This is a genomic window from Methylohalomonas lacus (assembly GCF_024808875.1).
Classification (GTDB): domain Bacteria; phylum Pseudomonadota; class Gammaproteobacteria; order Methylohalomonadales; family Methylohalomonadaceae; genus Methylohalomonas; species Methylohalomonas lacus.
In genome coordinates this window covers 14,481-28,214 of record NZ_JANUCT010000026.1, presented here as the reverse complement: position 1 = coordinate 28,214, position 13,734 = coordinate 14,481, and the positions used below count along the sequence as shown (strand labels likewise).

At 60.6% G+C, this 13,734-nt stretch carries 12 protein-coding genes; 7 read left to right on the top strand and 5 right to left on the bottom strand.

Annotated elements, in window-relative coordinates; translation table 11 throughout:
• The first annotated feature begins 341 nt into the window (after positions 1–341).
• From J2T55_RS12810 to J2T55_RS12800, 3 genes are all read left to right on the top strand, one after another.
• Positions 342–1,973, top strand: coding sequence for an HD family phosphohydrolase (locus tag J2T55_RS12810; protein WP_259057727.1), 1,632 nt, complete (start codon positions 342–344; stop codon positions 1,971–1,973).
• An 8-nt stretch (positions 1,974–1,981) separates the two neighbouring features.
• Entirely contained in the window at positions 1,982–2,851 is an 870-nt protein-coding gene (gene prmB / locus J2T55_RS12805; RefSeq protein WP_259057725.1) for a 50S ribosomal protein L3 N(5)-glutamine methyltransferase, read from the top strand.
• A gap of 123 nt (positions 2,852–2,974) precedes the next feature.
• Positions 2,975–3,832, top strand: coding sequence for a quinoprotein dehydrogenase-associated SoxYZ-like carrier (locus J2T55_RS12800; protein ID WP_259057723.1), 858 nt, complete (start codon positions 2,975–2,977; stop codon positions 3,830–3,832).
• A 58-nt stretch (positions 3,833–3,890) separates the two neighbouring features.
• Here the strand turns inward: J2T55_RS12800 and J2T55_RS12795 are convergent, their stop codons facing one another.
• The 4 genes from J2T55_RS12795 to J2T55_RS12780 all read right to left on the bottom strand — a co-directional run bounded on the left by J2T55_RS12795 (position 3,891) and on the right by J2T55_RS12780 (position 8,198).
• Positions 3,891–5,660, bottom strand: a complete 1,770-nt coding sequence (locus J2T55_RS12795; protein ID WP_259057722.1) for an SLC13 family permease — start codon at positions 5,658–5,660, stop codon at positions 3,891–3,893.
• 137 nt (positions 5,661–5,797) lie between these two features.
• Complete coding sequence (locus tag J2T55_RS12790) at positions 5,798–6,343, bottom strand: c-type cytochrome (protein WP_259057720.1); 546 nt, start codon at positions 6,341–6,343, stop codon at positions 5,798–5,800.
• The gene (gene soxC / locus J2T55_RS12785) at positions 6,282–7,625 is read right to left on the bottom strand and encodes a sulfite dehydrogenase (RefSeq protein WP_259057718.1); all 1,344 of its coding nucleotides are present in this window, start codon (positions 7,623–7,625) and stop codon (positions 6,282–6,284) included. Before soxC ends, J2T55_RS12790 begins: the two co-directional genes overlap by 62 nt.
• 12 nt (positions 7,626–7,637) lie before the next feature.
• Positions 7,638–8,198, bottom strand: a complete 561-nt coding sequence (locus J2T55_RS12780) for a TlpA family protein disulfide reductase (protein WP_259057696.1) — start codon at positions 8,196–8,198, stop codon at positions 7,638–7,640.
• A gap of 117 nt (positions 8,199–8,315) precedes the next feature.
• Between J2T55_RS12780 and aroC the strand changes: the two genes are divergently transcribed.
• The 4 genes from aroC to J2T55_RS12760 all read left to right on the top strand — a co-directional run bounded on the left by aroC (position 8,316) and on the right by J2T55_RS12760 (position 13,111).
• Positions 8,316–9,419: a chorismate synthase gene (gene aroC, locus J2T55_RS12775; protein ID WP_259057694.1), complete on the top strand. Its 1,104-nt coding sequence runs from the start codon at positions 8,316–8,318 to the stop codon at positions 9,417–9,419.
• A gap of 128 nt (positions 9,420–9,547) precedes the next feature.
• Positions 9,548–10,702: an MFS transporter gene (locus J2T55_RS12770; RefSeq protein ID WP_259057692.1), complete on the top strand. Its 1,155-nt coding sequence runs from the start codon at positions 9,548–9,550 to the stop codon at positions 10,700–10,702.
• Between the two features lie 124 nt (positions 10,703–10,826).
• On the top strand, positions 10,827–11,798 hold the full coding sequence (locus tag J2T55_RS12765; protein WP_259057690.1) for a helix-turn-helix transcriptional regulator: 972 nt from the start codon (positions 10,827–10,829) through the stop codon (positions 11,796–11,798).
• A 419-nt stretch (positions 11,799–12,217) separates the two neighbouring features.
• Positions 12,218–13,111 (top strand): alpha/beta hydrolase, encoded by an 894-nt coding sequence (locus tag J2T55_RS12760; RefSeq protein WP_259057689.1) that lies wholly within the window; start codon positions 12,218–12,220, stop codon positions 13,109–13,111.
• Between the two features lie 48 nt (positions 13,112–13,159).
• Here the strand turns inward: J2T55_RS12760 and J2T55_RS12755 are convergent, their stop codons facing one another.
• On the bottom strand, positions 13,160–13,663 hold the full coding sequence (locus J2T55_RS12755; protein WP_259057688.1) for a GreA/GreB family elongation factor: 504 nt from the start codon (positions 13,661–13,663) through the stop codon (positions 13,160–13,162).
• Positions 13,664–13,734: the final 71 nt, after the last annotated feature.

Genomic DNA, 13,734 nt, shown 5'->3' with positions numbered 1-13,734 from the left:
TTACGATTCAAACCCGTCAACGCCGCGATCTGCGTCGCATCGAGGTCCAGGGCAAACAGCCGCACCAGGTAGCGAAACTGGCGTGCAGAAATTCGTGCACGGACCGAATACGGGTTTTTTCCAGTCATGACAATAGGTTAGAACCATCTCAGTGACCCTTAACTAGTCATGACCCTTAAACATTAATAATGGAGGCAAAAAACGGTAGGATGTGCTTCGGGGACAAGGGACATCAGAGCAGGAAAATCAAGAATCGGCAGGCCGGTATTACTGCAACGCAGCACGATCCCCAGATATTCAGCGGCTGCGATTTTTTCGACCGGGCAGAATCAAGTTCATCCATGAGTATGAAACAACAGAATTTTTCCCAGTTGCTGGCCGAGCTCAGCAATATCGGTATCGCCCTGTCGGTGGAACGCGATCATGACCGGCTGCTGGAGATGATCCTGACGCGGGCGCGCGAAATGACCGGCGCCGATGGTGGCACGTTGTATTCGCGCAGCGAGGACGAAACGCTCAGGTTCGAGATCATGCTTACCGCCTCGCTCGGTATCTTCAGGGGCGGCACCAGCGGTGAAGCCATCGATTTGCCGCCGCTGGTCCTGTATGACGCCGACGGCCAGCCGAACCGCAACGCCGTGGCAGCCTGGGCGGCGCTCAGCGGCGAGACCGTAAATATCGACGACGCCTATACCAACGAGCAGTTCGATTTTTCCGGCACGCGGGAATTTGATCGCCTGACCGGCTATCGTTCGCAGTCCTTTCTTACCGTGCCGATGACCAATCATGAAAACGAGGTTATCGGCGTGCTGCAGCTTATCAACGCGATCGACGATGATACCGGAAAGATAAGGTCATTTTCGGCACTGGAACAGCAGCTCGTGGAAGCGCTGGCGTCGCAGGCGGCGGTGTCGATCACCAATCGCTCGCTGATAGAGGCACAGCGCCAGCTGTTCGATTCCTTGATCCAGCTGATTGCCAGTGCCATCGACGAGAAGTCACCCTATACCGCCGGCCATTGTCGGCGCGTGCCCGAGCTGGCGAACATGCTGGCCGACGCCGCCTGCCGTACCCGCAGCGGGCCGCTGGCCGATTTCAGCATGACCGACCAGGAAAAGTATGAACTCGAGGTGGCTGCCTGGCTGCATGACTGCGGCAAGATCACCACCCCGGAGTTTGTCATCGACAAGGCCACCAAGCTGGAGACCATTTTCGATCGCATCGAGCTGGTCAATACCCGTTTTGCCGTGCTGGAACGCGATGCCGAGATCAATGCGCTCCGGCGCCAGTTGTCGGCAGCCGGCCTGGAGGCGCCGGATCTGCCGACAGATCCGGGCTATCGCGATGAACTGAATGCGCTACGCCGCGAGCGTGATTTCATCTGCCGCAGCAATTACGGTACCGAGTCCATGAGCGAGAGCGACAAGGCGCATATCGAGTGTATTGCCGGTCGTGCCTGGCGCAACGTTGACGGTGAGCAGGCGCCCCTGCTGAATGATGACGAGGTTCAGAACCTGCAGATTGGCCGCGGCACCCTGACCGTACGCGAGCGCGAGATCATCAACAATCACGTGGCGGTGACGATCAAGATGCTGGAGTCGCTGCCGTACCCGAAACACCTGCGCCGCGTACCGGAATACGCCGGCGGCCATCATGAAAAGATGGACGGCAGCGGCTATCCCAACGGTCTGACGCGTGAACAGATGTCGGTGCCGGCACGCATGCTGGCGATTGCCGATGTCTTTGAAGCACTGACCGCCAGCGATCGACCCTATAAAAAGGCCATGCCATTGTCGCAGGCGCTGCAAATACTCGGTCAGATGAAACTCGATCGGCATATCGACCCGGATCTGTTCGATGCCTTCATGTGGAATGGCGTCTATATGCAATATGCGGACGCGCATCTGGCACCGGAGCAGATCGATGACGTCGACCTGGCCGCGATCCCCGGCTACGTGCCACCCGGCCCCTAGAGCAGAACATGGCCATCAGTATTCGCGCTTGCGTTCATGAGATCGCCCGGCGTTTCGCCGCTGCGGACCTTTATTACGGTCATGGCACCGACAATGCCCATGACGAGGCGGTGTACCTGGTCTTCGCGGCGCTGGATTTGCCGTTCGACTGTCCCGAATCGGCGCTCGATGAAGCGCTCGACAATGCCCAGCTGGCGCGCATCCGCGAACTGGCGCGCCAGCGTATTGAAAAGCGGGTGCCCACGGCATACCTGGTCAACCGCGCCTGGTTCTGCGGCCTGCCATTCTACGTGGACGAACATGTCCTGATCCCGCGATCGCCGGTGGCCGAGCTGATCGAGGCTGAGTTCAGTCCCTGGCTGGAAGCGGATCGGATCGGCCGGGTACTCGATATCGGTACCGGCAGCGGCTGTATTGCCATTGCCTGTGCCTACGCGTTGCCGCAGGCACGGGTCGACGCCATCGACAATGACCGCGCGGCACTGGCGATTGCGCAACGCAATATCGACGCGCACGGCCTGGGCGCCCGGGTGGCGGCGATCGAATCGGACCTGTTCAGTGCCCTAGACGATTGCCGCTATGATCTGATCATCGCCAACCCGCCGTATGTCGACGCCCAGGACATGGCCGATCTGCCGCCGGAATACGCACACGAGCCGGCGGCGGCCCTGGCCGCCGGTGACGACGGCCTGGCCGTGGTCGAACGCCTGCTGAACGAGGCGCGCGACCACCTGACCGCGGACGGGTTGCTGGTGCTGGAAGTCGGCAATTCGCAGGCGGCGCTGGAAGCCGCCAGGCCGGCTTTGCCGATGCTGTGGCTGGATTGCGAGATGGGCGGTGATGGCGTATGCATTATTGAGGCCCGTGACCTGGGCTGAGCCTTGTAACCGGGCCAGAACCAGAACCCGCTGACACTGTCTCAGGGATATATACTATAAATAATGCTGTAACAGCAGCACCCGAACCGCATCGAAACGGCTGAGGGCAAGAGGAGAGAGACCATGAATACAGTCGCTTTACGACAATCGGTATACCGCCAGCCCCTGTGGACAGCCCTGTTGGGTGTCCTGCTGCTGGCCGGACTGGCTAGCCAGCCGGCGCTGGCCGAACCGGATGCGCGCAAGGAGGCATCGCGCAAGATATGGGAGGAACAGCTCAAGCCGCAGAACTTCGGGGATCGCACGATCAACGAGGGCGCGGCGAACGACGTCATCGATATCAAGACCCCGTTCCGGGCCGACGATCCGACCCTCGTACCGGTAAGCATTCATTCGAAACTGAACGAGGATTCGGATCGCTACGTCAGCCAGCTGCATGTGTTCATCGACAAGAACCCGTTGCCGCTGGTGGGACGTTTCGACCTGACCGAAAATAGTGGCAAGGCGGACCTGGCCATGCGCGTGCGGGTGGATGACTTTTCCTATGTCCGCGTGATCGCCGAAACCAACGACGGCGAACTCTACATGGCGGAAAATTTCGTGCGTTCACTCGGTGGCTGCTCGGCACCGCCCGGTGAAGCCGCCGAACAGTCGAAGCAGCACATGGGTGAAATTGCCGTGAAGACCATCGGTGAGTTCAAGCCCGGCGAACCGAACCTGGCACAGTTGCAGGTACGCCACCCCAACATCACGGGCATGGCCATCGATCAGAGGACTCGTTCGCGGCCGCCGGCGCACTTCGTCAAGCGGGTCGAGGTCAACTACGGCGGTGAGAAAGTGTTGAGTGCCGATCTGACCTTCGCCATCAGTCTCGACCCGACCTTCCGCTTCTTCTTCATTCCGGATGGCAAGGGCGAGTTCGAGATCACCGCCACCGACACCAAGGACCAGACCTGGTCGGAGAAGATTCCGGTAGGCTAACCAGCGCGGCGCGATCGGGGATCACTGTAGCCAGCCCGCCGTAAGGCGGGCTTTTTTGTCAGCCGATGTCGTAAAGCAACGCAATGACCGTGATACTGGTGATGCCGATGATGATGTTCATCGGTATTCCCGCCCTGAGGTAATCAGCGAAGCGATAGCCACCCGGCCCATAGACCATCATGTTGGTCTGGTAGCCGAGCGGAGTAGCGAAGCTTGCCGATGCGGCCATCATCACGGCCAGTACCAGCGGCTCGGCGGCGACGCCGGCGGCCGCAGCCATGGACAGGACGATGGGCAGCATCACCACGGCCGCCGCGTTGTTGGTAATGACCTCCGTCAGGGCCGATACAGTGATATAGACCAGTATCAATACCAGCAGGGGCGTGCCGCCGCCAGCGGCAATGATGCTTTCGCCGATATAGCGGGCCGCGCCGGTTGTTTCTAGTGCGCCGCCGAGTGCGAAGGAAGCGGCGATGGTCAGGATAACCGGCACGTCGACACCTTTCTGGGCCTGTGAGATCGAGCAGCAGCCGCTCAGCACCATGGCAGCCGCACCCAAGAGGGCGGCATTCAGCATGCTGACGACATTGAATGCCGCAGCACCGACCAGGAGAAACAGAATGCCCCACGACAGGTAGGCGCGATGGTGGCGCGGTGTCTCGGTATCCAGATCATTGATGAGCAGAAAGTCGCGCTCGGAGCGCTGGCGGCTGACGAATGCCGGCCGCGCCTCAAGCAGCAGGACGTCGCCAGGTTTCAGCCGTATGCTGCCCAGGTTACCCGGTATACGTTCGCCGCCACGGGCGATAGCTAGGACCACCGCGCCATATCTTTCGCGGAAGCGTGCGTCGCGAACGGTCAGGCCAAGTACTTCCGAATGTGGTGACAATGCGGCCTCGACCAGGCGGCGCTCTGCACGCTCCTTGTCCAGGCTCGGTTCCTCGTCATGGGTCGAGGGCATCAGGCCATTGATGCGCAACAGATCCGAGATCGCCTGGGTATCGCCGGCGAAGACCAGTCGGTCGTTGCCGCGCAGATGCTCTTCAGACGGTACAGCCGTGACGACATTGTTGTCGCGCTCGATTTCGACCAGGTACAGCTGATCCAGATCGCGCAGACCGGCCTCGTCGACCGTCCTGCCCACAAGCGGCCCATTCGGATCGACGGTGACTTCGACCGTGAACTCGCGTGCTGAGCCGAATTTCTGTTCGTCCTTGCGCACCGGCAGCACGCGCGGGAGGTAAAGCAGGATAAAGATCAGTCCGACGATCGCGACCGGCAGGCCTACCTTGGTGATGGAGAAGATCGAGAAACCGGCTTCACCGGTCAATGATCGATACTGACCGTTGACGATAAGGTTGGTGCTGGTGCCGATAAGGGTCAACGTGCCGCCCAGGATCGCGGCATAGCTCAACGGGATCATCAGCTTCGAGGTGGGTATGCGGATCTTGCGTGACCAGGCGTGCAGGGCCGGAATCATTGTGGCTACGACAGGCGTATTGTTGAGAAAGCCACTGAGCAGAGCAACCGGAAAAATGATGCGTCCCTGTGCACCGATGACTGTGCGCGGCTTGCCGAGTACATGCTGAGTCAACAGATCGATACCACCAGAGTGGTTGATACCTGCGGCAACAATAAACAAGGCGGCAACCGTAATCAGCCCGGCATTGCTGAATCCGGCGAGTGCCGTCTCCGCACCAATAATGCCACTGGCGCTGAGTACGATCAGGACGCTCATCATGACCCAGTGGGGCTCGTAGCGCGCCACGCTCATAAGCAACAGGGCGACCACACCGAGCGACATCGAAAACCAGCCTTCCCAGCCCATTCTGTTTGCCTCAAGGGAATACGGGATGAGCAGACTAGCTCGGTTTTTTTAGATTAAAAAATAATAAAAAAATATATGTTTATTCTTTTAATGAGCTAACGATAGTTAACCCTTGAGGGCCAATTCCATCTTTTAATTTATCGTGGTTCTGAATTCATGGTGTCTCCTTGCCATACGTCAATAAACCCATCGGCGTTGGGCATGATGACTTCGAGTAAGGTCTCGCGGCCCATGACTGTGTCTTCCGGAATCACGCCATCCAACGATAATAAATAAGCCGTTAATGCATAAACCTCGTCATTGCTGAGTGAGCCAGGGTTGTTGAAGGGCTTGCTGCGGCGGATGAAGTCGAACAGGGTCGTCGCGTAGGGCCAGAAATTGGCGATCGTTTTCTGCGGATATTCATCCGTCAGGCCCATCTCGGCACGGCCAAGGCGGTCGCCGCTAGCGCCGGCGCCGCCAGCCGCGTGGCAGGCGATACAGTGCCGTTCATAAATTTTTTTACCGCTTGCCGCGTCGCCGCTGCCGGCCGGCAGGCCGCGGCCGTCGGCGAACACGCTCAGGTCCCAGCGCTGGACGAGTTCCGCCGGCGCCGGCTCGCCCAGTGCCGGTGCGGGTTCTTCAGAACCAGCCGGCGTCGATGTCAGCGCCGTCACCAGCGCCATCATCATCAGCCGCGTCATAGACGTGTCGAATCGTGCCATCCGGGTTGATCTCGAAAGTGAGTATGCCGTTGAAGTGATAGAACGCATGGTGACCGCGTTCGACGATCAGCTCGGTGCGTTGCGGCTGCCGGTAACCGCTGTCGTCGGTGGCGCGCGCCTTCAGCCGCACACGCTGGCCGTCCCAGCGCCAGGGCAGACGAAAGCGGGTGAAGGCCTTGGCCAGCACGGGTTCATCCAGCGCGGCGTCGGCCCAGCTGGCACCGTCGTCGGCCGAGACTTCCACCCGGCTGATGCGGCCGCGGCCGCTCCAGGCCAGCCCCTTGATCTGGTAATAACCGGGGCCGGGCAGTTCATGGCCGCTGGCCGGAAACGTCAGCAGGGCGCGGGCGTTCATGACCATGGCGAATTGCCGTGCCTTGCCCGACGGCAGCAGGTCGGTATAGCGTGCGGTTTCGTTGCGTGCCATGACGGGTTCTGCCGCCAGCATCAGCCGGCGTACCCACTTGACGTTACGCACGCCTTCGAGGCCCGGGATGACCAGCCGCATCGGGTAACCGTTTTCCGGCCGCAGGCGCTCGCCGTTCTGGTACAGCGCCAGCAGGCCTTCCGCCAGCGCCGGCTGCAGGGGAATGCTGTTCTGCATGGCGAATGCGTCGGCGCCTTCGGCGATCAGCCAGGCCGCTTCGCCTTTTATGCCGGCCTCATCCAGCAGCACCCGCAGCGGGATACCGGTCCACTCGGCATTCGAAACCAGGCCGTTGAAATAGCCGACCGCCGCCTGCGGCGGTGTCCGGTTCCAGGCGGCGTTGGAGTTGCCGCCGCACTCGATGAAGCAGATGCGCGACTGCATGGGATAACGCAGCAGCCTGTCGAGATCGAAGACGAGTTCCCTGTCGACGAGACCATGAACCAGCAGCCGGTGCGCGGCCGGGTCGATGGCCGGTATGCCGTTGTGGTGACGCTCGAAGTGCAGGCCATTGGGCACGATCGTACCCTCGAGACTATGCAACGGCGTCCAGGAAACACCGTTGCCGGCGACGTCAGCGTTGTCGCTGATCCAGCGGATGACGCCGTCCTCGTGGTCAGAAGGCCGGCCGTAGTTGCTGAATGCGTCGCCGGGTTCGTTCATCCACGGGGCGCGTGCCGGCGGCGCGGCCGCCGCGGGCAGCAGGGTAGCCAGCGCGCCGCTGGCGCCAAAACCGAGACCGTATTTCAGCAGCAGCCGGCGGTCGAGCAGGCCGTTGCCGGCCACCGGTTCGAGTTCAGTCGCGCTGGGCTGTCGGGGCGTCTTGCTGTGCATAGCGAAGTGGTTTCAAAACCCCTCGGTCAGCTCGTCCTGCATGGTGTCGGCGTCATACTGATCGATGAACGTCGTGATCTCGCCGGCGTCGATCGGCCCCGGCCAGCTGGCCACGAGTTCGCCGGCCGGCGTGAATATCGCGATCAGCGGGATCGCGACCAGCCGCCTGCCGAGCAGTTCTTCGACCCCGGCCTGGTCGGTCAGATAGAGCGGAAAATCCAGTGGCTGGCGTTGCAGATAGTCCTGCACCGACTCGCGGCGGCCGTAACCGAAGCTGGGAAAATCGATGGTCAATGCGATTAGCGGGATGCCGGGGTGGTGGCGGTGAAAACGGATTACGTCCAGCATTTCGCGGACGCACAGGCTGCAGTCCGGGCTCCAGACATGGACGATAACCCAGTCGCCCTGGCCGATGGTGTCGGCCAGCGATTCGTGCCGGCCGTCAAGGCGCTCTAGCGTGAGCGTTGGATCAGCCGGGGTATTGCCGTTGCCGGCAACGGCACTGGCGAAACACAGCAGACTGACGGCCAGCCACAACCCGCCGGGCAAACCCATGGAGCTGGATTTCGGCACTTGACTCGCACCTCCTGACTATTGGCAACGCACCGTGAACGGTGGGTTTCACGCCCAAGGCAATTTTAGCGCTGCGGGGCAGCAGCGTGCACGAATTAGCTGGTAGAATACCCGCCCATGTCAGGTAATACACTGGGAAACTTGTTCACGATCACCACTTTTGGCGAAAGCCATGGTGCGGCTTACGGCTGCGTCATTGACGGCTGTCCGCCCGGTCTGGCGTTGACCGAAGCGGACCTGCAGGGCGATCTGGACCGGCGCAAGCCCGGCCAGTCGCGTCACGTTACCCAGCGCCGCGAGGACGATGTCGTGCGCATTCTTTCCGGGACACTGGAAGGCGTGACGACGGGCACACCGATCGGCCTGTTGATTGAGAACACCGATCAGAAGTCCAAGGACTATTCCGATATCAAGGATCTGTTCCGGCCCGGCCACGCCGATTACACTTACCAGCAGAAGTACGGCATCCGTGATTATCGCGGCGGTGGCCGTGCGTCAGCCCGCGAGACGGCCATGCGCGTTGCCGCGGCCGGTATCGCCAAGAAATACCTGCGCGAAAAACACGCTATCGTTATTCGCGGTTACCTGGCACAGCTCGGACCCATTGCGGTCAGTCTGAAGGACTGGAGCGCGGTCTCGCAGAACGATTTTTTCTGTCCCGATCCGGACAAGGTGGCCGAACTTGAGGATTACATGAACGCACTGCGCAAGTCCGGCGATTCGATCGGTGCGCGCATCAATGTCGTCGCCGAGGGTGTGCCGCCGGGCTGGGGCGAGCCGGTATTCGACCGGCTTGATGCCGATATTGCCAAGGCGATGATGAGTATCAACGCGGTCAAGGGCGTCGAGATCGGTGCCGGTTTCGCCAGCATCGAGCAGAAGGGTACCGAGCACCGCGACGAGATGATGCCCGAGGGCTTCCTCAGCAATAATGCCGGCGGCGTGCTCGGTGGTATCTCCAGTGGCCAGGAAGTGGTTGTCAGCCTGGCGCTGAAGGCGACTTCGAGTATTCATCTGTCCGGCAAGACCGTGGACATCGACGGCAAACCAGCCGAAGTGCGCACCAAGGGACGCCATGATCCCTGCGTCGGCATTCGCGCAACACCGATCGCCGAGGCCATGCTGGCACTGGTGTTGATGGATCATTGCCTGCGTCATCGTGCCCAGTGCGGTGATGTCCAGTCGCAGACGCCGATCATACCCGGTAAACGTAACTCGTGAAGCGTATTTCGTATCCCGGCTGAAACTCGTGCTCACTTCGAAGTACGAGCAACGAGTGACGAACAACGAGATACAGCCGGAACAGGCACGAACAGCTGCGCGCCACGGTAATCTGGATTTCATCCCTGATGTCTGAGTTAATCCCCTACTGGCGGCTGTCCGGTTTCTATTTCTTTTACTTCGCCACGCTCGGCGTGTTTCTGCCGTACTGGTCGTTGTATCTGGAGGATATCGGCTTCGGCGCCGGTGCCATCGGCACGCTGACGGCACTGCTGGTCGGTACCAAGATGGTGGCGCCCAACGTGTGGGGTTGGTTGGCCGACCATACCGGTCAGCGCATGCGCATCATCCGCCTGGGTTCATTACTGGCCTGCATCAGTTTTGCCGGCGTCCTGTTCACGCAGAGCTACCTGGGTCTGGCGCTGGTCCTGCTGGTTTACGGCTTCTGTTCCAACGCCGCGCTGCCGCAGGTGGAGGCGATGACGCTCAATCACCTGCGTGATCGCGAGCATGCCTATCCCGGCATCCGCCTGTGGGGCTCGATCGGTTTCATCGCGGCGGTCGGTATTTGCGGCTGGCTGCTGCGCGACAGTGCACTGGGGCTGATTCCCTGGATCATTCTCGTCATGCTGGCATTCAACTGGCTGGTGACTTTGCAGTTGCCGCCCAGTGAGGCCGCGCCGCAAACAGAAGGCGACAACCGTTTCCGCCAGGTGATCAGGCGGCCCGAGGTGATCGCCCTGATCGGCGTCTGCCTGCTGATGCAGGCCAGCCATGGCCCGTATTACACGTTCTTTTCGCTGTACCTGCAGCGGGCCGGCTACGGCCTCGACCTGATCGGTCAGCTCTGGGCACTGGGGGTTGTCGCGGAAGTGTTCGTGTTCATGGTGCTGCATCGCCTGTTGCTGCGTTTTGGTCTGCGCTGGCTGCTGCTGGCGAGTCTGGCGCTGGCGGTGCTGCGCTGGACCCTGATCGGTGAATTCGTCGATTCGCTGGCGGTGATCGTTATTGCCCAGCTGCTGCACGCGGCGACCTTCGGCATCTACCACGCGGTCACCATTCAGTACATTCATCGCTATTTCACCGGCCGCCTGCAGGGTCGTGGCCAGGCCCTGTACAGCAGCCTCAGTTTCGGTGCCGGCGTGGCGCTGGGCAGTCTCGCCAGCGGTTACCTGTGGGAGGCCGTCGCGCCTGTGTGGAGTTTCCGCTTTGCCATTGCCGCCAGCCTGCTGGCGCTGATTATCGCCTGGTACTGGATCGACTACCGGCAACAGGGCGGTTGACGGTGAACCGATCCGGCTCGCTGGTGTATGATTGCCGGCACGTTCAGGCAAAACGCATACACAACTTCGTCATGGCAATCGAGTTTTATGCAATGCGTGGCCATGATCTGAAGCTCCGATACCGATGGCATTCCTGAAATTTTCCACAGATGATTATGCCTTGCCGGATCGCGTTGAAGCACTGCGCGATACCTATGCGGCGATCGCGAACATCGACGTTTCGTTGAAGAGCGATGCGCCGGTTCATGTCTTGACCGATATCCAGCTGTTGCCTGGCGTTTCCATCGGTCGCATCAACTGCACGCCGTTACGGGCGCAGCGCGGCAAACCCCAGGTCGCAGACGGTAACGATGATCTGGTATTCCTGATCAATGCCGCCGACAGTGGGGTATGGGGATCGGGCCTCAAAGGACACGATGATGTGTTCTGCCGACCCGGGGAGGGTACCTTCATCCTGCGCGACTACACGGGTCATATCGAGTCTGCCGACTATACACGCAATTTGCTGTCCATCGCTTTTCCGCGTGCCACCCTGGCGCCGTTGATTACCGACCTGGATCGCGTGGCTGGCAACAAGGTGGGGGCCTCGGAAGCATTCCGTCACCTTGCTGCTTATGCCGTTCGACTGGTGCAGCAGGGTGTCTCATTGACGCCGGACGAGGCGATGTCGGCGGCCACGCACCTGCACGATCTGGCGCAGCTGGCGCTCGGTGGCAAACCTGACATGCAGGCACTGGCCTGCGGTCGCGGCCTGCGCGCGGCCCGCCTGCGGGCCATCAAGGCGGATATTGCCGCCAATGCAATGCAGGCTGACCTGTCGCTGGATCAGGTTGCGGCGCGGCATGCGATTTCGCCGTCCTACGTCCGCGCGCTGTTCGATTTTGCGGGCACTACGTTTACCGATTATGTGCTGGAACAACGCCTGGCGCGCGCCCATCGCCTGCTCAGTGACAGGCGCTACGCGTACCAGACCGTCAGCAGTATTGTATTTGGCTGTGGTTTCAATAACCTGTCCTGGTTCTACCGGGCCTTCCGGCGACGCTACGGTATGACGCCGTCGGACCTGCGCCAACGGCCATGCCCGGCAATCGACTGACGGCGCACCCGGTTCAGTGTGTCTTCCGCCCCGTTTGTAGCGCTGAGTGGAAGTGTTTCCGTTAGCCTGCCTGCTATCTTCATAAAGCTTGAATCTTTTCAAGTCGTTGCATCCGCGTCCGGTAGCCAGACCCGACTCGTTTCAGGGGGAAGTCGCAGTGTTTGCACGCGATGGGGTAAACGGGAAAGCGTCTTGTGCCGGTGTCGTCGCGGATGCAATGTTATGGTTGCCATGGATGGCGGCCACCCCTGATATCGGTCCTGACATGAGCCTAGGGCCAAGCCCGGAATCAATGATTGATTCGGAATCGGCGCACCCACCAGCGCCCCGATTACTGCGTCGCAGTCTGTCGTGAATCCGGATTTGCCGTGCATGCGTAAATAGGCGTGTCCTCTGTTTGTCACGGATACCGGTTCCCCATGAATGTTCGTTTTACCGTCCTGCTTGCTGTGCTGCTGTTGTGCAGTGCCTGCGTGTCCCATCAGGGTCGATCCGATGGCCAGACACTGCCGGTGGCTGACCATGATTATGCCGTGTTTACGGAACAAACTTATTCCCCGGCTGACTGGCCGGAAACGCTCGGGGCTGACGTCTACGTGCCACGGGGCGCAGGTCCGTTCCCCGCTATTATGCTGGTGCATGGCGGTGGCTGGCGCGAGGGTCGCACACGCAGCGATATGAACGACATTGCCAGGCGACTGGCCCGGCATGGTTTTGTCGTCGTCAACATCAGCTACCGCTTCGCGCCGGAGTATCGATTCCCGGCACAGCTGCACGACCTGCAGCAGGCCATGCACTGGATTCATGACAATGCCGGGGCTTACCGCATAGATAGCGAGCGTATCGGCGGCTTCGGATACTCCGCTGGCGCGCACCTTGTGACCCTGCTGGCAACTGTCAGTGAGGGCGATGAACTCGACCAACCGCACGGCGGCGCGGAAACGCGCCTGGGTGCTGTCGTTGCCGGTGGATTACCGTCGGATCTGCGCAAGTTCGACAGCGGCAAGCTGGTACGCCAATTCCTCGGCGGAGTACGCGAAGAGATATTCAGTGTTTATGCGCAGGCGTCACCGGTTGTACACGTCAGTCCGGATGATCCGCCGATGTTCCTCTACCATGGCAGCTGGGATCAACTCGTGCCGGTCGATCATGCCAGGGACATGTACAGCGCATTACAGTCGGCAGACATCGATGCCGAACTGTTTATCGATCACAGCCGTGGCCACATCACCATGTTTCTGTTTGATGGTGACGCTGTCAGTGCCGGTACCGATTTTCTGGTTCGGCAATTACCTGCCAATGAGCGCGAATAGTTCGGGTGGGGGAACGGATTTGAATCCGTGACAACGGTGGCGAATGGTCTACCCGGCGTAGTGGAAATCCGTGATTTCCAGCTCCAGCTGCCCGGCTGGCCGTTCCCAGACAACGACATCATCAACCTGTTTGCCCATCAGTGCCTTTGCCAGCGGTGACGCCCAGCTGATGCGGTTGTCGGCCGGATCGGCCTCGTCCTCACCGACCAGTGTAAACGTCCAGGTTTTGTCGTTTTCGTCCAGCAGCTCGACGGTCGCGCCGAAGCGGATGGCATCGTGCGGCTGTTCGGCGGGCTTGATAACGATGGCCGCCGCGATGCGCTGGTCCAGGTAGTTGAGTTCCTGCTCCAGCATCTTCTGCCGGTTGCGGCTGGCCAGTGCCTCGGCCTCCTGCTTCAGTTGTTGCTGTTCCGCCTGTAATGCCGACCATTTCTCGCGCAGCATCGCCAGGCCCGCCGGGGTGATGTAGTTCGGCAGGTCACTTTGCGGACGCTCGGGCAGATCGTGCTCGGCCTGCTCGCCGTCCGGTTCTTTTACAAAGGCTCGGCTCATTTCGAAAGATCTCCTGCGCAGCTTGTCTGCGCAGACTTTGAAACGTCATCGCGAGGCGCGTTAGCGCCGCG

Bases quoted from the DNA above. Each gene is read 5' to 3' on its own strand.
- J2T55_RS12810 (WP_259057727.1), top strand. From the start codon at position 342: ATGAGTATGAAACAACAGAATTTTTCCCAGTTGCTGGCCGAGCTCAGC.
- prmB (WP_259057725.1), top strand. From the start codon at position 1,982: ATGGCCATCAGTATTCGCGCTTGCGTTCATGAGATCGCCCGGCGTTTC.
- J2T55_RS12800 (WP_259057723.1), top strand. From the start codon at position 2,975: ATGAATACAGTCGCTTTACGACAATCGGTATACCGCCAGCCCCTGTGG.
- J2T55_RS12795 (WP_259057722.1), bottom strand. From the start codon at position 5,660: ATGGGCTGGGAAGGCTGGTTTTCGATGTCGCTCGGTGTGGTCGCCCTG.
- J2T55_RS12790 (WP_259057720.1), bottom strand. From the start codon at position 6,343: ATGACGCGGCTGATGATGATGGCGCTGGTGACGGCGCTGACATCGACG.
- soxC (WP_259057718.1), bottom strand. From the start codon at position 7,625: ATGCACAGCAAGACGCCCCGACAGCCCAGCGCGACTGAACTCGAACCG.
- aroC (WP_259057694.1), top strand. From the start codon at position 8,316: ATGTCAGGTAATACACTGGGAAACTTGTTCACGATCACCACTTTTGGC.
- J2T55_RS12770 (WP_259057692.1), top strand. From the start codon at position 9,548: ATGTCTGAGTTAATCCCCTACTGGCGGCTGTCCGGTTTCTATTTCTTT.
- J2T55_RS12765 (WP_259057690.1), top strand. From the start codon at position 10,827: ATGGCATTCCTGAAATTTTCCACAGATGATTATGCCTTGCCGGATCGC.
- J2T55_RS12760 (WP_259057689.1), top strand. From the start codon at position 12,218: ATGAATGTTCGTTTTACCGTCCTGCTTGCTGTGCTGCTGTTGTGCAGT.
- J2T55_RS12755 (WP_259057688.1), bottom strand. From the start codon at position 13,663: ATGAGCCGAGCCTTTGTAAAAGAACCGGACGGCGAGCAGGCCGAGCAC.